The following is a 17,601-nucleotide window of genomic DNA, read 5'->3' on the forward strand; positions in this document are numbered from 1 at the left end:
GCAATCTTGCGGCGGTTCGGAGGGGACTCACAACCGACCACCCGTTCGGGGACTCGGCCCGGCCGGGCGGGGTACGCCCTTGTCCTCCCATCGGTGTCGCACGAAATGCCGACAGGGCCGAGTGCCTGTCAGAGGCGCAGCGGCACTCACCGGACACGACCCTTTCCTGCCCTCCTGAGCGCACGGAGGCCGCGAGCGAAAAGCCAGGTCAGAGGGCCGTTCTGACCACCCCGCCTCGACTCGGCCCGCGGTGCGGGAGGTGAGGAAAGCCCATGGCGCTCTGGGGCCGTGCGTGCTGGGCGGTCATGCGTCCGAAACACGGCAGACATCTCGACCGGGGTACGCACCCCCTTTTCGGGGTACGACAAAATCACCCGTGACCAATTCGGGCGTCACCCCCCGGGTGAGTGCATCCCGGGCGTGTCGCACCTCGTGACCGCGACGCCGGTCGCGCCGGGCGAGGTCAGGCGGTAGGCTCCGGCGCCTCGTCCAGGCCGTAGAAGCCCCGCTCGAACACCGCACGCGCGCGACGGGTCACCGCGAGGTAGTCCTCCTCGAGGCGTGTGGCCGACCCCGGCGGGTACTCCATCAGGCGGGCGACGCCCTCGAGCTGGCGACGGTCGGTCGGCAGGACGTCCGAGGTGCGCGAGGTCCAGAGGACGACGGCGGAACGGGCACGGGACGCCATCAGCCAGGCGTCGTGCAGCTTGGCCGCGTCCTCGACGTCGACGAGCCCGGCGGCGGCCGCCGCCTCGAGGGCGGTCAGGGTCGAGGTCGTGCGGAGACCGGGGACGTCGTGCGCGTGCCGGAGCTGCAACAACTGCACGAACCACTCCACGTCGCTCAGGGAGCCGCGGCCGAGCTTGAGGTGACGGGACGGCTCGGCGCCCTTGGGGAGGCGCTCCGCCTCGACGCGGGCCTTGATGCGCTTGACCTCGCGCACCTCCTGGTCCGAGAGGGACGCCGGGTAGCGGACCTCGTCCGCCAGCGCGGTGAACTCGGCCCCCAGGCCGGCGTCGCCCGCCACCACGCGGGCGCGCAGCAACGACTGGGCCTCCCAGGTGAGCGACCACCTGGCGTAGTACGCCCGGTAGGAGGCGAGGGACCTGGTCACCGGTCCGTTCCCGCCCTCGGGACGCAGGCCCGTGTCGAGGTCGAGCGGCACGAGGGCGTCCGAGGTGAGACGACCCATCTCGGCCACCACGCCGGCGGCCCGGCGCTGCGAGGTGTCGTCGCCCTCGGCCCCCCGGTGGACGAAGAGCACGTCGGCGTCCGACCCGAACCCGAGTTCGCGTCCGCCGTAGCGACCCATGGCGACGACGGCCATCTCGATGTCGGGCACGTCCCGACGGGCCAGGGCGAGGGCGCCCGTGATCGTCGCGGTCGTGACGTCCGTGAGCCCCTGAGCCAGCTGGTCGATCGTGACGAGGCCCAGGATCCCCGAGATGGCCAGCCGGAGGACCTCGCGGCGACGGGCCTGCCGCAGCACGCCGGCCGCCCCCTCCTTCGACTCGTGCCGCGCCACGGTGGCGCTCGTCTCGTCGAGCAGGCTGGCGAGCGTCCGTGGTCTGAGCTCGGCGTCGGACTCGAACCAGGCGGCCGCCTCCGGGGACCGGTCGAGCAGGTCGGCGACGAACGTCGACGACGAGAGGACGGTCGTGAGCCGGTGGGCAGCCCCCGACGAGTCGCGCAGCATGCGGAGGAACCAGTACGACTCGCCGAGCCCGTCGCTGAGCCTGCGGAAGGCGAGCAGTCCGAGGTCGGGGTCGGTGCCGTCGGCGAACCACTGCAGCATCGCGGGCAACAGGTGCCGCTGGATGCTCGCCCGCCGGGAGACTCCCCCGGTCAGGGCGGCGATGTGCCCGAGTGCACCGCGCGGGTCGGAGAAGCCGATCGCGGCCAGCCGGGCGGCGGCCTGGTCGCTGCTGAGCGCGAGGTCCTCCTCGGGACGGGCCGCGACCGCCGAGAGCAGGGGCCGGTAGAAGAGGCGCTCGTGCAGGGTGCGGACGCGCCGCTTCACAGCGCGCCACGCCTCCACGAGACCCGTGCCCGACGAGCTCAGCCCGGAGGAGCGCGCGAGCACCCGGAGCGCGTTCTCGTCAGTCGGCATCAGGTGGGTCCGCCGCAGGTGCGCCAGCTGCACGCGGTGCTCGAGGACGCGCAGCACCCGGTAGTCGCGATCGAACTCGGCGGCCTCGGCGCGCCCCACGTAGCCCCGTCTCGCGAGGGCGGCCAGCGCCTCCAGCGTCGACCGCTGCCGCACGCCGTCGTCCGCCTGGCCGTGGACGAGCTGCAGCAGCTGGATCGTGAACTCGACGTCGCGGAGCCCGCCGGGCCCCAGCTTCAGCTGCCGGTCGACCTCGTCGGCGGGGAGGAGGTCGGTGACGCGCTCGCGCATGGCCTGCACCGACTCGACGAAGGCCTCGCGCTGGGCGGCGGACCACACGAACGGCGCGATGCGCTCCGCGTACCGGTCGCCGAGGTCGACGTCCCCCGCGAGCGGACGCGCCTTGAGCAGCGCCTGGAACTCCCATCCCTTCGCCCAGCGCTCGTAGTAGGCGACGTGCGACTCGAGGGTGCGGACCAGGGCGCCGTCCTTCCCTTCCGGCCGCAGGTTGGAGTCGACCTCCCAGAGCTCGGGCTCGAGCGCGAGGTCCGTGATCGCCCGCACGGTGTGCACCGCGAGCCGGGTGCCGATCTCGACCGCGCGCCCGTTCTCGAGGCCGTCGGCGCCCTCGGCGACCCACACGACGTCGACGTCGCTGAGGTAGTTCAGCTCGCGTGCCCCCGCCTTGCCCATGCCGATCACCGCGAGCCGCGTGCGCGACACGTCGTCCGCGGGGAACGGCACCTCGCGCCGGGCCACGTCGAGGGCGGCGTGCAGAGCGGCACCGGCCAGGTCGGCGAGGGCCGCGGCGACCACGGGGAGCGCCTCGACCGGGTCGGGCCGGTCGAGGTCCCAGCCGGCGATCTGCACGAGGTGACGGCGGTAGCCGACGCGGAGGGCTAACCGCGCCTCCTCGTCGACCAGCCCGGCTACGCGCGACTGGAGGTCGTCCACGTAGGCGTCGCGACTGCGGGGAACGGGCGCGGGCTGCAGGAGCAGCCCGAGCTCGGCCGGTCGGCGCACCAGGAACTCGGCGAGGCCGGACGACGACCCGAGCAGGCGCAGCAGGCGCTCCCCCGCACCGGCCTCGAGCAGCGCGGCGACGCCGTCGGGCGAGCGCTCGAGCAGACGCTCGAGGTGCAGCAGGGCCTGGTCGGGATCGGGACTGCGAGCGAAGGAGGCGACGGCCGACGCGAGCGACGGGGTCGCCTCGACGAGGCGGTCCAGCCGCTCGCGCGCGGTGCCGAGCTCGGCGAACCCGAGCCGCGCCAGGTCGGACAGGGCCGTCGCGGCTCGGGGCATGGTGGAGCCGGCCCGCTAGAGGATCTCGAGGTTGGAGCGCAGCTCGAACGGCGTCACCTGCGCGCGGTAGGACTTCCACTCCTGCCGCTTGTTCAGCAGCACGTAGTTGAAGACCTGCTCGCCGAGCGTCTCGGCGACCAGCTCGCTGTCCTCCATGATCGAGAGGGCATGGTCGAGGCTGGCGGGCAGCTGCTTGTAGCCGAGCGCACGACGCTCGGCGTCGCTCATGCCCCAGACGTTGTCCTCGGCCTCGGCGGGGAGCTCGTAGCCCTCCTCGATGCCCTTGAGGCCGGCGGCGAGCATGAGCGAGAACGCGAGGTACGGGTTCGCGGCGGAGTCGATCGCGCGGTACTCGACGCGGCTCGAGTTGCCCTTGTTCGGCTTGTACAGCGGCACACGCACCAGCGCCGAGCGGTTGTTGTGCCCCCAGGTCACGAAGCTGGGCGCCTCGTCGCCGCCCCACAGGCGCTTGTAGCTGTTCACGAACTGGTTCGTCACCGCCGTGATCTCGGGCGCGTGGCGCAGGAGGCCCGCGATGAACTGCCGACCGATGCGGGAGAGCTGGTACTCGGCACCGGCCTCGTAGAACGCGTTGCCGTCGCCCTCGAAGAGCGACATGTGCGTGTGCATCCCGGAGCCGGGGTGCTGGCTGAAGGGCTTGGGCATGAACGTGGCGTACACGCCCTGCTCGATCGCCACCTCCTTGATGACGGTGCGGAACGTCATGATGTTGTCCGCGGTCGTCAGGGCGTCGGCGTAGCGAAGGTCGATCTCGTTCTGCCCGGGGCCCGCCTCGTGGTGGCTGAACTCGACGGAGATCCCGAGGTCTTCGAGCATGCGGACCGAGCGGCGGCGGAAGTCGTGGGCCGTCCCGCCGGGCACGTTGTCGAAGTAGCCGGCGGAGTCGACGGGCTGGGGGCCGTCCGGCCCGCCCTGCGCGTCCTTCAGCAGGTAGAACTCGACCTCGGGGTGCGTGTAGAACGTGAAGCCGCGTTCGCCTGCGCGCGCGAGCGTGCGCTTGAGGACGTTCCGCGGGTCGGCGACGGCCGGCTGCCCGTCGGGCGTCGTGATGTCGCAGAACATGCGCGCGGTCGGGTCGATCTCGCCCCGCCACGGCAGTATCTGGAAGGTGGTCGGGTCGGGCTGCGCGAGCACGTCGGCCTCGTACGAGCGGGTGAGCCCCTCGATCGCGGAGCCGTCGAAGCCGATGCCCTCGGCGAACGCGCCCTCGACCTCGGCCGGGGCGATGGCCACGCTCTTCAGGGTGCCGATCACGTCCGTGAACCAGAGCCTGATGAACTTGATGCCGCGTTCTTCGATCGTCCGGAGGACGAAGTCCCTCTGCTTGTCCATCGACAGCCTTTCTGCTCTGCGTCGAGGCTAGTGGACGCACCCGTCGGCCACGGTCACGCCCGCGCAGGATCCGTCAGTCGTCGGCCGCGTCCTCGGCGTCGAGGCGGGCGTTGCGCTCCTGGATCGTCCTGATCGCGGCTGCAGCCTCCTCGCGCGTCGCGTAGGGCCCGGCGCGGTCGACCGCGGGCGAGACCTTGCCCTCCTCGACCTCGTGCGTGCGGGTGTTGAACCAGAACTCAGTCGTCATGGGCCGAGGCTACCGCCCGACGGCCTGACCGTCCCCGGGGGGGCGTCGACGACGAGACCCGGCCTAGCGGACCGTGACGGTCCGGCAGCCGAGCGTCGGGTTGTTGCCCGCGGGCGCGTTGATCGCGTAGGCGCAGACGGTGTGCGAGCCCGCGGGCACCGAGAGGCGGGCGAACCAGGCGTTGGCGTCCGGGGACCCCGGGTAGGCCGCGATGACGTTTGCCCTGGTCAGCGTGGGAGGCACGGAGGCGAGGAACCGGCCGTTGTCGTAGAGGTGCACGCTCGTCGGCTGGCCCGACCACTCGAAAGCCCAGCCGTTGGCGATCAGCTGACCGGACTGGTACGAGACGAGCCCGTCGTAGGCGCCCAGCGGATCGCCGACGCCCGTCACCGTGCGGCAGCCGAGCACGACGGCACGGGCGCCGCCCGACGCGGCGGAGGCGCAGATCCTGCGGTCGCCCTGCGGGATCCCGTCGTAGAGCGAGATGTCGTAGCCGGTGGTCATGTAGGCACCGGGGAACGCCCGGTTGACGTCGGGGCGGCGCACGCCGTCGGAGACCGTCGCGAGCTCGACGATCTTCCCTCCGGTCTCGTCCGTGATGGTGACGTCGCCGAGGCCGTCCTCGTCCTGGGGGGCCCAGACCCAGCCTCGGACCCGGATTCCGTCGCGGTCGCGGGAGACGGCGTCGAGAGCCCCGACGGTGACGTCCCGGAGGGTGATCTTCCTGGTCGAGGCGTCGCGGCAGCCGATCAGCGGATTGGAACCGCCGATCGCGTACGCGCAGATGCGGTGGGCCCCGTCGGGCAGCCTGAAGTCGCCCCCGTAGCCGGCGTAGACAGGCGCTCCGGGCACGACGCGCGCGACGTCGGGGCGCTCGGTCGAGGTCCTCACCTTGCCCACCCAGGCGTTGCCGCGGGCCTGGTCGTAGAAGTGCACCTCGGTCGGCCCGGCGACGCCTGCCCAGGCCCAGCCGTCGACCGAGACGACGTCGCCGTGCACCTCGACCACGTCCAGGGCACCTCGGGGGGTCGGCGCGGCTGCGACAGCTGGCGACACGACCACGGCGGGGACGGCCAGCGCGAGCGCGAGCGCGGCGGCGGCGAGGGTGACGGCGGGGGCGAGGCGGGCACGGCGCGGGAACACGGTTCTCCTGGATTCGGGGGACGACGACTGCCGTCGGAGGAGCAGTCGATGAACGCTAACCGGCCGTCGAGATCCGTCGCGCCCCCTCTTCGGGCAGCGGCCAGCGCGTCCGCCAGCGCCTCCGCCAGCGACGACGCCAGCGACGACGCCTTCGACACGTCCGTGCACGGCGCATCCCGCGGAGCCGCCCTCCCCCTAAGCTGGACGGCATGCCCCGGGACCTCGACGGATCACTGACCCCTGGCCGGGTCTCACCACTCCGGCCGGTCCCCTCGTCCATCACCCGACCCGAGTACGTCGGCAAGGCGGGCCCCGCTCCCTACACCGGCGGCGACGTGTACGACGCCCCGACGATCGAGCTGATCCGCGCGAGCGGCCGGATCGCCTCGCAGGCGATCGACGCCGTCGAGGCCGCGATCCGCCCCGGCGTGACGACGGACGAGCTCGACCGGGTCGCCCACGACTTCCTCGTGGCCCACGACGCTTACCCGTCGACGCTCGGCTACCGTGGGTTCCCGAAGTCGGTCTGCACGTCGGTGAACGAGGTCATCTGCCACGGCATCCCCGACGACACCGTGCTCGTCGAGGGCGACCTGGTCAACATCGACATCACCGCCTTCAAGGACGGGCTGCACGGCGATCTCAACCGCACCGTGGTGGTCGGCGACGCGGCCCCGGAGACCGTCGACCTCGTCGACCGCACCCGCGAGGCCCTGCGCCGCGGCATCAAGGCGGTGGCCCCCGGTCGCGAGGTCAACGTGATCGGCCGGGCGATCGAGTCGTACGCCGCGCGTTTCGGCTACGGGGTCGTACGCGACTACACAGGCCACGGCGTCGGCCGCGCGTTCCACTCCGGCCTCGTCATCCCCCACTACGACGCCCCCCAGTTCGACGACGTCATGGTGCCGGGGATGGTCTTCACCATCGAGCCCATGCTCACCCTCGGTGGCGTCGAGGCGGACATCTGGGCCGACGGCTGGACCGTCACCACCCGCGACAAGTCGCTCACGGCCCAGTTCGAGCACACCCTCGTCGTCACCGAACGCGGTGCCGACGTCCTCACCCTCAGTTGACGACGAGCACCAGGAAGAAGGACGACCCGTGGCACAGAAGGCAGTCGGCATCGACATCGGCGGCACCGGCATCAAGGGGGCGATCGTCGACGTCGAGTCGGGCGAGCTCCTCACCGACCGCATCAAGAAGCCGACCCCCGAGGGAGGCGAACCCGACGCCATCGTGGCGGTGGTGAAGCAGATCGTCGACGAGCTCGGACTCGACGACGACGCGATCCCGGTGGGCGTCTGCTTCCCGGCCGCCATCATGGACGGCAAGACCCTCTCGGCCGCGAACGTGTCGAAGAAGTGGATCGGCTTCGAGGCCGAGAAGCTGTTCGAGACCACCCTCGGGAGGTCGATCCACTTCGTCAACGACGCAGACGCCGCCGGCTACGCCGAGACCCGCTACGGCGCCGCGAAGGACGTGCCCGGTCTCGTGATCATGACGACGCTCGGCACCGGCATCGGCACCGCCCTGATCAACGACGGCGTCCTCATCGTCAACGCCGAGCTCGGCCACCTCGAGATCGGCGGCAAGGACTACGAGACGAAGGCCTCGTACGCCGCCAAGGAGCGCGACGACCTCAGCTGGAAGCACTGGGCCAAGCGCCTGCAGAAGTACTACTCGCACCTCGAGGCGCTGCTCTACCCCCGGCGCATCATCGTCGGCGGCGGCGTCTCGAAGCACCACGAGGAGTTCCTGCCGCTGCTCGACCTCCGCGCCGAGATCGTGCCGGCGGTGCTGCGCAACAACGCGGGCATCATGGGCGCAGCTGCTCTCGCCGCGGGCTCCCGCCCGACTGCCTGAGGCGGCGCGGCGGACCCGCGGCCGACACGACGAGAGGGACCCTGGCTCGGGAGGCGCGCCTCCTGGACCAGGGTCCCTCTCGTCGTGTGTCAGCCGCGTGCACGGCTGAGGCGGATGGGCCGGCTGATACGCCGGGTTCTGTCCCGGTGCGTGAGCACCATGGACGGCCATCTCTCTCGGGACTGCGTTGCCGCAGCCCTCTAGCGGTCTACCCGAGGACTCGGCGAGCAGCCTCGACGTCCTCTGTCTGACCTTGCTCCGGGCGAGGTTTACATAGCCGGTCGGTCACCCGAACCGCTGGTGGTCTCTTACACCGCCGTTTCACCCTTACCCCGGCGCCGCCTCTCGGCGACGACCGTGGCGGTCTTCTCTCTGTTGCACTGTCTCGCGGGTCGCCCCGGGTGGGTGTTGCCCACCGCCCTGCTCTGTGGAGCCCGGACGTTCCTCGGCACCGCGGGGCGGACCCCGCGGTGACGCGACCGTCTTGCCGACCCATCCGCGTGGACCATGCTAGCGGGCGTCACCCGCCCGTCACGACGGGACGGTCAGATGCCCGACTCGCCCGTGCGCACGAGGATCGCGTCGCTGTCGGGGCAGAGGACGACGTCGTACGCGGAGGCGGACCGCACGGCCGCGAGGTCGCTGCCGGTGAGCGTCACTCCGCTCGCGCTGGAGACCCCGCCGCGGAGCAGCGACGCGCCGACGCCGTAGCGGGCCCGCTGGCGCTCGTACAGGGCGAGCAGCTCGGCGGGGACCTTCTCGGCGATGGCGGCTCGGTCGGCCTCGACCTCGCGCCGCTCCACCTCGAGCCTGCCGAGGCCGGCATCACGGCCGTCGGCCGCCTCGGCACGACGGGTCTCGATCTGGTCGAGCTCGGACTTCGTCAGCGCGGCGACGGCACCGAGCGACTCGACCCGGTCCATGACCTCGAGCTGCGCGTCCTCCAGGTCGCTCTGACGACGGGCCAGGGCGACGAGCTCGCCCTCCAGCGCCGCGACGTCCTTGACGGACGAGGACGACGCCAGCCGTGTGCGGTCGCGCTCGGCACGGGCCACGACGACGGCCACGTCGGACTCGATGCGCGTCAGCTCGGTCTGCGCGTCCTCCCAGGCGCCCTGCTCCGACGAGAGGCGGCTGCGGAGGCGGGAAGCGTCGCCGTCGATCGTGGCCAGCACGGCGATCTCGGGCAGGTTCGCCGCGCGGTGGGCGAGCTGCTGGATCGACGTGTCGAGCGCCTGGAGGTCGAGGAGGAGCGCCTGGTCGGCGGGGCTTGCTTGGAGGGCCATGGTGCCTGCTTCGTGGTCGTGGTGCGGCGGTGGTGGTGCGGCGTTCGTGGTGCGGCGTTCATGTGGCGGGCCCGACAGGGCCGGGGGCGAGGCAGGGTCGGGTCGGCTACTGCACGACCGTGAAGTCCCAGGGGTCGGTGCGCAGGTCGCTCAGGGTGACCTCGACGTCGTGGAGGGCCTCCCGCAGCTGTGCGGCGGCCGTGTCGAGCCAGAGCCACTCGCTCGCCCAGTGCGAGACGTCGACGAGCGCCGGGCCCCGGCCGAGGAGCATCAGGTCGCGGGCGTCGCTCGCGGGGTGGTGGCGCAGGTCGCTCGTCAGGTAGACGTCGGCCGCCCGGACCACGGGGTGGTCGAGCAGCGAGTCGCCGGCGCCGGCGCAGAGGGCGACCGTCTCGACGACGCGCTCGGCGTCACCGGCCACGCGGACGCCCGCGGCGGTCGGCGGCAGGAGCTCGCCCAGCTGACGGGCGAACGACACCAGGCTCATGGGGCGCGGCAGGCGGCCCGTGACGCCGAGGCCGGTCGAGCTCGTCGCGCCCTCGGTGATCGGTCGCTGGTCGACGAGGCCGAGCTGGTGGGCGAGGGCACGCGAGGTGCCGGTCTCGACGACGTCGGCGTTCGTGTGGGCGGCGATCAGCGCGCAGCCGGCCCGCACGAGGCGGGAGACGACCGCGCCCTTCGTCGTGTCCTCGGCCATGGTGGTCGCGCCGCGGAACAGGAGCGGGTGGTGGACGAGCAACAGGTCCGCACCGATGTCGACGGCCTCGTCGACGGCCTCGAGCACAGGGTCGACCGCGAGGCGGACATGGGTCACGGGCTGATCGGGATCGCCGACGACGACGCCCGGGGAGTCCCACGGCTCGGCGCCCGAGAGGGGCCAGAGGCGTTCGACGACGGCGTTGACGGAGGCGAGTGTGGACACCGCCTCAGCCTAGCGGCGGGAGCTCGACCGGAGACCCGTCGCGAGCACGGCGACCACGAAGGCGGCGGCCGCGGCCACGAGCAGCGCGGCGACGGCGGCGATGCCGGGCGTCATGCCCGTGAAGCCGACGAGGCGGACGAGCCAGCCCTGCCAGGCCAGCGACGCCGGCACCGTCACCAGGACGCCGTAGCCGAGCGCGGCGGACACGACGATGCCGGCGACGACGGCGACGGGCCCGCGGGCGGCGACGCGCAGGGCGTCGGCCGGACCGTGCACCACGGCGATCAGCGCGGCGGCCGCACCGAGGCCGCCCGCGACGGGGACGGCCACCGTGGCGAGCACGGCGGAGGCGAGCAGCTCGGGGACGACCAGGGCGAGCACCACGGCAGCGAGGACGACGAGTCCCGCGACGACGAGACCGGCGACGATCGGGATGCGTGGCGCCTGACCGGCGGACCGCTCGACCTCGTGGGCCTCGTCGATCTGGAGGGCCGGCTCGGCGAGGGCCGCAGGCGCGAGGGTCGGCGCAGGGGCGGGAGTCGGAGCAGGTGCGGGCGCGGACAGGCCGCTCGGTGCGCCCGAGGCCTCCGAGGGGGTCGCAGCCGGGCCCGACGACTGCACGTCGGTGGTCGTGTAGGGCGTCGCCTCGGGCTTATCGTCGACGGCGTCGTCGGCGTGGACCTCGTCGAGGTCGATCGGCAGCACGACGTCGATGACGCCGGTGAAGCGGAGCCGGGTCCGCTCGAGGGCGTCCGCGGCCTCGTCGGTGCCGACGCGGTCCATCTCGCGAGCCCAGGAGGCGAAGCGGGCGGCCTCGACGCGGCGCGCCTGGAGCTGAGCCTGCACGACCGCCATCAGGTCGACGGTCGCCGTGTCGTCGAGACGACGCTCGACCATCCGCACGAGGACGTCGTCGTCGAGGGTGAGTCGATCGGGCGGCTGCGGCAGCGAGGGATCGACGTCCGGGGCGAAGACGGGCAGGGTGATGGCCGAGGTCTCGACCGAGTGGCGGGCGACGCTGGCCGGTCGCGGCTCCGTCGGGTCGGTGGGCACGACGCCGTCGGTCGTGTCGGCGCGGTGCGAAGGCACCGAGGCCGGACGCGGATCGCGGCGGGTGACGAGGACATCGGACGGTGCTGCGGGGGCCTCGGGTGCGAGGACGGGTGTCACGGGGCGGTGCTCCTGCTCGTGCGTCGCGGGTGCGTGCGACGCGGTGGGGTCGACTGCGGGAGGAGCCGGGACGGCGGTGCGGGCCCCCCGCGGCGAGGGCGGCGCCTCGACGGGGAGCACGTCGACGTCCCACTCCGTCGTGCCAGTGCTCTCACTCATGCTCGGATCGTACGTCCGCCCGGGGCCCACGCCCGGCGGACTCGCCGGTGCGACCGGGACATCTCCTGGCGTGAGCCCACCAGGAGGGCGCCTCCCCGACCGGACGCCCTCCCGCTGCTCAGAGCTCAGGGACGGCGGTCTCCGTCGCGGTCGGCTCCCCCGGCGTCCGTGACCTCGTGGTCACCGCCGTCCGCGGTCCCGCCGGCGACGCTCCCCCGGGGGCCGTCGCCGACCGCCGTCGACGGCGCTCCCGCCGCGACCGCCGCCGCGGTGGCCGCCTCCGCGACCGCGCCCGTGGACCGGCCGCGCGCCTCCTTCTCGAGCTGTTCCGCCTCGTCGCCCGAGACCGCCTCGCCGCGGGCGACCATGCCAGCGACGTCGCTGAGGGCGATCTGGGGCAGGAAGAGCGCCAGCACGAAGGCGACCGCGATGAACGGGATGAGATAGGCGAACACGGGCGCCAGGGCGTCGGCGTAGCCCTCGACGACCTGGCGGCGGATCGCCTCGGGCAGCTCGTTCAGGGCCGCGGGGTCGAGCGTCGCCGTGGCCTGGGCGGCGTCGCCGCTCGACGCTCCGGCACCGGTGAAGACGCTCGTGAGGTTCTCCGTGAGACGGCTCGTGAATAGGGCGCCGAAGATGGCGACGCCCAGGGCGGCACCCACCTCGCGGAAGTAGTTGTTCGTGCTCGTCGCCGTGCCGACGTTCGCGGCGTCCACGGAGTTCTGCACGACCAGCACCACGACCTGCATGATGAGGCCGAGCCCGGCGCCGAAGACCAGCAGGAAGACGCAGATCAGCCAGAGGGGCGTGTCGGCCGTGAGGGTCGTGAAGAGGGCCATCGCCACGCCCGTCAGCAGCGTGCCGACGATGGGGAAGACGCGGTAGCGCCCCGTCTTGGTGATCAGGTTGCCCGAGAGGATCGAGGTGCCGATCAGGCCGGCCATCATCGGCAGCAGCAACAGCCCGGACACGGCCGCGGAGGCGCCCGACGACATCTGCAGGAACGTCGGGACGAACGCGATCGCCGAGAACATGCCGATGCCGAGCACGAAGCCGACGGCCGTCGCCAGGACGAACACGCGGTTGCGGAAGAAGGACAACGGGATGATCGGGTCCTCGGCGCGCGACTCGACGAGCACGAACGCGCTGACGGCGACGAGCACGCCCGCACCCCACAGCCACGTCTCGGGCGCACCCCAGCCGTGGTCGGCCTGGCCGCCGAACTCCGTGAAGAAGATGAGGCAGGTCGTGGCGGCCGAGAGCAGGACGACGCCCAGCCAGTCGACGCGCTTCGTGGCCTTCTTGCTCGGCAGGGTCAGCGCCATCCAGGCGATGGCGAACGCGGCGATGCCCACGGGCACGTTGATGTAGAACGCCCACTGCCAGGTGAGGTGGTCGACGAAGAAGCCGCCGAGCAGGGGGCCACCGATGGCCGACAGGCCGAAGACGGCGCCGAGCGGGCCGAGGTACTTGCCTCGCTCCGAGGCAGGCACGATGTCGGCGATGATCGCCTGCGAGAGGATCATCAGGCCGCCGCCGCCGAGGCCCTGTATCGCCCTGAAGACGACGAACGCCCAGAAGTCCGTGGCGAACGCGCAGCCGATGCTCGCGAGCGTGAAGATCGCGATGGCCGCCAGGAAGAGGTTCCGTCGACCGAGCACGTCGCCGAACTTGCCGTAGATCGGCATCACGATCGTGGTCGCGAGCAGGTAGGCCGTGGTGATCCAGGCCTGGTGCTCGACGCCGCCCAGCTCGCCGACGATCGTCGGCATGGCGGTCGAGACGATGGTCTGGTCGAGGCTCGAGAGCAGCATGCCCGAGATGAGGGCGCCGAAGATGATCCAGATCCGCCTCTGGGTGAGGAGGAACGGCGCGTCGGCCGTCTTCGCGGTGGTGGTGGTCATGGTCGTGTCAGCGTGCTTCCTGGTCGAGGGGCGGTGCGGCGGAGAACAGCGCGCGGGCGAGGGCGAGCTGGTCACGGAGGACGTGGTCGAAGCGGAGGCCCGGCGGGCCCTCGTCGAAGAAGAAGCGGGTCATGGCGCGCTGCACCAGCGAGCCGGCGACCGCCACGACGACGCCGATGCGCGGGTCGTCGGCGGGGACGCCCTCGTGCGACGCCACGGCGGCCGCGACGCGACGCTGCTGCTCGTCGCCCTGCGTCAGCATCGCCTGCAGCAGCCGTGGCTCGCGGTCGAGTGCCGCCTTGAACTCGGCGGCCCGCTCGCGGGTGAGGCCGACGTGCTCGACACGCTGGACTACGAGCGCCGCGAGGTCGTCGAGCGTCGTCGAGAAGACGGGGAGGCGCGGGTCGCGCCGCGAGGACGCGTAGCCCTCGAGCGCCTCGTCCTCGTCGTCGTCCAGCCCCACGCCGACGACCACGTCGTCCTTGGACGCGAAGTGGTTGAAGAACGTGCGCCGGGAGATGCCGACCTCGTCGCAGAGCTGCTCGAGGGTGAAGCCAGCCAGTCCGTGCTCGGCGGTGAGCCGGCGGGCCACGCCCACGAGTTCGGAGCGGGTCCGCAGGCGGCGGATCGCGGCCTTGCTGACGGACGGGACGGTCTCGGTGCTCACGGGGTGCCTCCTCTCGGTCGTCGGTGCGCGGTGCGGCGACGTCGCCGGAGGGCGGGTGCCCACCGGAGATGATTGCACTCTGCGGGCAATAGTGCAATGCACATGTCCTGCGGGCGAACGGCAGCGACGAGCCGGCCCCCGGGCTGACAAGATCGACGCATGACGTGGCGCAGGATCTTCAAGCACTTCCCGACGGTGATCTTGGTCGTCGACATCCTCATCCGGATCGTGGCCGTGGTGGCCGTGCCCCGCAACCGGCGCCCCAGCTCCGCGATGGCCTGGCTGCTGGCGATCTTCGTGTCGCCGATCCCCGGCAGCGTGCTCTTCGGCCTGCTCGGCAGCTCCAAGCTGCCCCAGGACCGCCGCGACAAGCAGCGCGAGATCAACGACCGCATCCTCGACGCGACCAAGGGCATCGACGACGTCCACGCTGTGACGGACCCGCGCCCGCCGTGGTTCGGCACGGTCGTGACCCTCAACCGCACGCTCGGCGCCATGCCCCTGCTGCCCGGCAACACGGCGACCCTGCTGCCCGACTACGCCGAGTCGATCGCGGCCATGGCCGCCGCCGTCGACGAGGCCGAGCGGTACGTGCACGTCGAGTTCTACATCCTCACCCGTGACGAGTCGACCTTCCTCTTCTTCGAGGCGCTGGAGCGCGCGCACGCGCGAGGCGTCGCCGTCCGGGTGCTCTACGACCACTGGGCGACGATGCGGAACCCTCAGGGCCGGGTCACCCGGCAGTGGCTGCGCGACTCGGGCATCCGGTTCGAGGAGATGCTGCCCTTCCGCCCGTTCCAGGGCGCGTGGCGCCGACCCGACCTGCGGAACCACCGCAAGATCGTCGTGATCGACGGCGACGTCGCCTTCACGGGTTCGCAGAACATGACGGACCCCAGCTACAACAAGCGCGGCAACATCAAGCGCGGGCTGCAGTGGAAGGACCTCATGGTGCGGCTCGAGGGCCCCGCCGCCGTCGGCCTCAACGCCCTCTTCATCACCGACTGGTACAGCGAGACCGACGAGCTGCCCACCGATGCCGAGGCCGAGCCCCTGATCGAGCAGCGGCAGGGGCCCGACAGCCTCGAGTGCCAGGTCGTGCCGAGCGGCCCGGGCTTCGACGGCGAGAACAACCTGCGCCTGTTCAACGCACTCGTCTACGGCGCGCAGGAGAGGCTGATCATCGCGAGCCCCTACTTCGTGCCCGACGACTCGATGCTCTACGCGATCACGACGGCTGCCGAGCGCGGCGTCGAGGTCCAGCTCTTCGCGTGCGAGGTGGCCGACCAGTTCATGGTCTACCACGCCCAGCGCTCGTACTACGAGACGCTGTTGCGGGCCGGTGTCCGCATCTTCCTCTACGAGCGCCCGATCGTGCTGCACTCGAAGCACTTCACCGTGGACGACACCGTCGCGGTGATCGGCTCGAGCAACATGGACATGCGCTCGTTCAGCCTCAACTTCGAGGTGTCGCTGATGGTGCACGGCAAGTCGTTCGTCGACGAGGTCCGCCTCATCGAGGACGACTACCGCCGCAAGTCGCGCGAGATCACCCTCGAGGGCTGGCTGTCCCGTCCCGCGGGCCTGCAGGTGCTCGACAACGTGGCACGGCTGACCGCGTCGGTCCAGTAGGCCCGACGCGGCAGGCCGGCGTCAGAGGAGGCGCGACGACCGAGGAGCGCTACGTCTGCGTCGGCGAGGACTCTGCGTTCTCGGGCTGGCCTGCCGGGCCAGCTAGGCCCGCCGCCGTCGCGCGGTCGAGCGGCTTGCCGAAGGAGGTCACCTCGGCCCCGAGACCGGCGAAGAGGGCGGAGAGCTCGTCGATGCGGGGGCTGTCGGGGCCGGGCCGACGGCGTCGGACGAGCTCCTCGAGGTGGGCGCGGAGCTGGGCCTGGCTGGCGATGACCACGGTGCTCACGCCCTCGTCGTCGGCCCGGGGGTCGGCGTGGACGTCGGCGTCGGGGTGCGAGTACAGCACCGCGGTGTCGAACCACGGCTTGCGGTGGGTCTCGGCACGGACGAGGTCGGAGATGCGCTGCGCCTGGCGCCGGACCTGCTTGCGCGGGGCGTGGCCCTGGTCGTGCGTGCGCAGCTCGAGCGAGGTGAGCGAGTCGCGCTTGACCTGGACCGCGAAGGGCGGCTCCAGCTCGAGGTCGCCGAGGAGCGTCGCGAACGACGAGCCGGCGTCCCGCGGGTGCACGCCGTCGAGCACGACGCCCTTCCACCCCTTGTTCTCGATCACGAGGGCGACCGTCGGCAGCAGGAGGACGTGGTCGACCTGCGCGACGAAACGCCGGGTCCGCGTCGCGTCGACGGGGACGAAGACGAGGTTCGTCACGAGGGCGCCGTCGAGGCCGAGGTCGGTGACCGCGTCGAGCACCATGCGGCGGGAGGTCTCCTCCCACTTCGCCCCGGCCGCGACCAGGGCGCGGCTCTGCTGGGCGGACGTCTCGGCGTCGACGCGCCGCGCCTCGACCTGCTCCAGCTCGCGGGCGTGGGCCTCGGCGGCGTCGCGGGCGGCGCGCTCGCGCTCGGCCGTGGCCTCGTCGAGCGCCCTCCGGTGCGCCTCCTCGCGGGTCCGCAGCGCCTCCTGCGCCGCCGTCGCCCGTCGACGCAGCAGCACCACTAGCACGATCAGCACGATGAGGAGGACGGCGGCGACCGCCCAGGGCAGGTATGTGGTCAGCTCGCTCGCGTCAGGCATGCGCCCAGCAGAACACGCCGGGCGGCAGGCGCCGAGGAGGCGCACCGTGCCCGCCGGAGGCGGTGGCCGAGGGCCTCAGGGACCGCCGAGCCAGTGGTCGATCCGGTGGTGGTCGGGGCGGAAGCCGTTCTGCACGCCCCAGAGCACGGCCTGCGTGCGGCTGGTCGCACCGATGCGCCGGTAGACCGACCGGATGTACGACTTGACCGTGTTCGGGCTGAGGTAGGTCAGGGCGGCGACCTCGGCGTTGCTCTTGCCCTGCGTGATCAGCGCCAGGATCTCCGACTCGCGGTCGGTGATGCCCTCGCGGCGGCCGGGCCAGTCGAGGCCGGGGGCGCTCGGCGCACGGCCCCGGACGTCGCTGACGACCTGCTCGCCTCGGTGCACCGCCTCGAGCGCCTCCACGAGCTCGCGCGCAGTGAGGGTCTTCGAGAGGTACCCGTGCACGCCCTGCGCGAGGGCCGCCTCCACCAGCTCCGGGTGGAAGTTCCAGGTGTAGACGACCACCTTGCCGGCCGCGGGGTTCGCGACGAGCTCGGCGAGCTCGTGGTGGTCGGACTCGGGCTGGGCGAAGGAGTCGTAGAGGACGACGTCGACCTCGTCGGACAGCGCCGTCGTCGCGTCGATCTCGGCGACGACGACCCGGTCGCGGTACTGGTCGAACATGTGGGCGAGGCCGGCGAGCACGACGTCGTAGTCGTCGACGAGGGCGACGGTGATCGAGCGGGTCGGGGCGAGGGGCATGACGACACCATCCCACCCCGAGGGGTGTGC

Annotated in this window: 14 protein-coding genes and 1 other RNA gene; 3 read left to right on the plus strand and 12 right to left on the minus strand. The window is 72.2% G+C overall.

The genetic code is table 11. From position 1 onward, the window contains the following. Nucleotides 1-463: 463 nt before the first annotated feature. From EDF20_RS02385 to EDF20_RS02400, 4 genes are all read right to left on the minus strand, one after another. Nucleotides 464-3,409, minus strand: coding sequence for a bifunctional [glutamine synthetase] adenylyltransferase/[glutamine synthetase]-adenylyl-L-tyrosine phosphorylase (locus tag EDF20_RS02385; RefSeq protein WP_133737591.1), 2,946 nt, complete (start codon nucleotides 3,407-3,409; stop codon nucleotides 464-466). Nucleotides 3,410-3,424: 15 nt separating this feature from the next. Further along, nucleotides 3,425-4,762 (minus strand): glutamine synthetase family protein, encoded by a 1,338-nt coding sequence (locus EDF20_RS02390; RefSeq protein WP_123546050.1) that lies wholly within the window; start codon nucleotides 4,760-4,762, stop codon nucleotides 3,425-3,427. A gap of 73 nt (nucleotides 4,763-4,835) precedes the next feature. Then, nucleotides 4,836-5,009 carry an SPOR domain-containing protein gene (locus EDF20_RS02395; protein WP_123546052.1) on the minus strand — a complete coding sequence of 58 codons (174 nt, stop codon included), beginning with the start codon at nucleotides 5,007-5,009 and terminating at the stop codon, nucleotides 4,836-4,838. Nucleotides 5,010-5,072: 63 nt separating this feature from the next. Continuing rightward, the gene (locus EDF20_RS02400) at nucleotides 5,073-6,152 is read right to left on the minus strand and encodes a hypothetical protein (RefSeq protein WP_133737592.1); all 1,080 of its coding nucleotides are present in this window, start codon (nucleotides 6,150-6,152) and stop codon (nucleotides 5,073-5,075) included. Between the two features lie 209 nt (nucleotides 6,153-6,361). Between EDF20_RS02400 and map the strand changes: the two genes are divergently transcribed. Both map and ppgK read left to right on the plus strand, forming a co-directional pair. Then, on the plus strand, nucleotides 6,362-7,225 hold the full coding sequence (gene map, locus EDF20_RS02405) for a type I methionyl aminopeptidase (protein WP_123546056.1): 864 nt from the start codon (nucleotides 6,362-6,364) through the stop codon (nucleotides 7,223-7,225). Nucleotides 7,226-7,253: 28 nt separating this feature from the next. Beyond that, nucleotides 7,254-8,015, plus strand: a complete 762-nt coding sequence (ppgK, locus tag EDF20_RS02410) for a polyphosphate--glucose phosphotransferase (RefSeq protein ID WP_123546058.1) — start codon at nucleotides 7,254-7,256, stop codon at nucleotides 8,013-8,015. Between the two features lie 111 nt (nucleotides 8,016-8,126). On the opposite strand, the gene rnpB is transcribed toward ppgK, so the two are convergent. The 6 genes from rnpB to EDF20_RS02440 all read right to left on the minus strand — a co-directional run bounded on the left by rnpB (nucleotide 8,127) and on the right by EDF20_RS02440 (nucleotide 14,123). After that, an RNA gene (gene rnpB / locus EDF20_RS02415) (RNase P RNA component class A) lies at nucleotides 8,127-8,510 on the minus strand. A gap of 50 nt (nucleotides 8,511-8,560) precedes the next feature. Then, the gene (locus EDF20_RS02420) at nucleotides 8,561-9,301 is read right to left on the minus strand and encodes a hypothetical protein (RefSeq protein WP_133737593.1); all 741 of its coding nucleotides are present in this window, start codon (nucleotides 9,299-9,301) and stop codon (nucleotides 8,561-8,563) included. A gap of 106 nt (nucleotides 9,302-9,407) precedes the next feature. After that, nucleotides 9,408-10,223: a Nif3-like dinuclear metal center hexameric protein gene (locus EDF20_RS02425; RefSeq protein ID WP_133737594.1), complete on the minus strand. Its 816-nt coding sequence runs from the start codon at nucleotides 10,221-10,223 to the stop codon at nucleotides 9,408-9,410. Between the two features lie 9 nt (nucleotides 10,224-10,232). Beyond that, entirely contained in the window at nucleotides 10,233-11,552 is a 1,320-nt protein-coding gene (locus EDF20_RS02430) for a hypothetical protein (protein ID WP_133737595.1), read from the minus strand. Between the two features lie 125 nt (nucleotides 11,553-11,677). Beyond that, entirely contained in the window at nucleotides 11,678-13,456 is a 1,779-nt protein-coding gene (locus tag EDF20_RS02435; RefSeq protein ID WP_133737596.1) for an MDR family MFS transporter, read from the minus strand. 7 nt (nucleotides 13,457-13,463) lie between these two features. Then, the gene (locus EDF20_RS02440) at nucleotides 13,464-14,123 is read right to left on the minus strand and encodes a TetR/AcrR family transcriptional regulator (RefSeq protein WP_158614600.1); all 660 of its coding nucleotides are present in this window, start codon (nucleotides 14,121-14,123) and stop codon (nucleotides 13,464-13,466) included. Between the two features lie 159 nt (nucleotides 14,124-14,282). Here EDF20_RS02440 and cls point away from each other — a divergent pair, with 159 nt between their 5' ends. Next, nucleotides 14,283-15,755: a cardiolipin synthase gene (cls, locus tag EDF20_RS02445; protein WP_133737598.1), complete on the plus strand. Its 1,473-nt coding sequence runs from the start codon at nucleotides 14,283-14,285 to the stop codon at nucleotides 15,753-15,755. A gap of 49 nt (nucleotides 15,756-15,804) precedes the next feature. On the opposite strand, the gene EDF20_RS02450 is transcribed toward cls, so the two are convergent. Both EDF20_RS02450 and EDF20_RS02455 read right to left on the minus strand, forming a co-directional pair. Beyond that, nucleotides 15,805-16,827 carry a nuclease-related domain-containing protein gene (locus EDF20_RS02450; RefSeq protein WP_123546070.1) on the minus strand — a complete coding sequence of 341 codons (1,023 nt, stop codon included), beginning with the start codon at nucleotides 16,825-16,827 and terminating at the stop codon, nucleotides 15,805-15,807. Nucleotides 16,828-16,902: 75 nt separating this feature from the next. Beyond that, complete coding sequence (locus EDF20_RS02455; RefSeq protein ID WP_123546071.1) at nucleotides 16,903-17,571, minus strand: response regulator transcription factor; 669 nt, start codon at nucleotides 17,569-17,571, stop codon at nucleotides 16,903-16,905. Nucleotides 17,572-17,601: the final 30 nt, after the last annotated feature.

It is taken from the genome of Frigoribacterium sp. PhB116 (assembly GCF_004364285.1).
Taxonomy (GTDB): domain Bacteria; phylum Actinomycetota; class Actinomycetes; order Actinomycetales; family Microbacteriaceae; genus Frigoribacterium.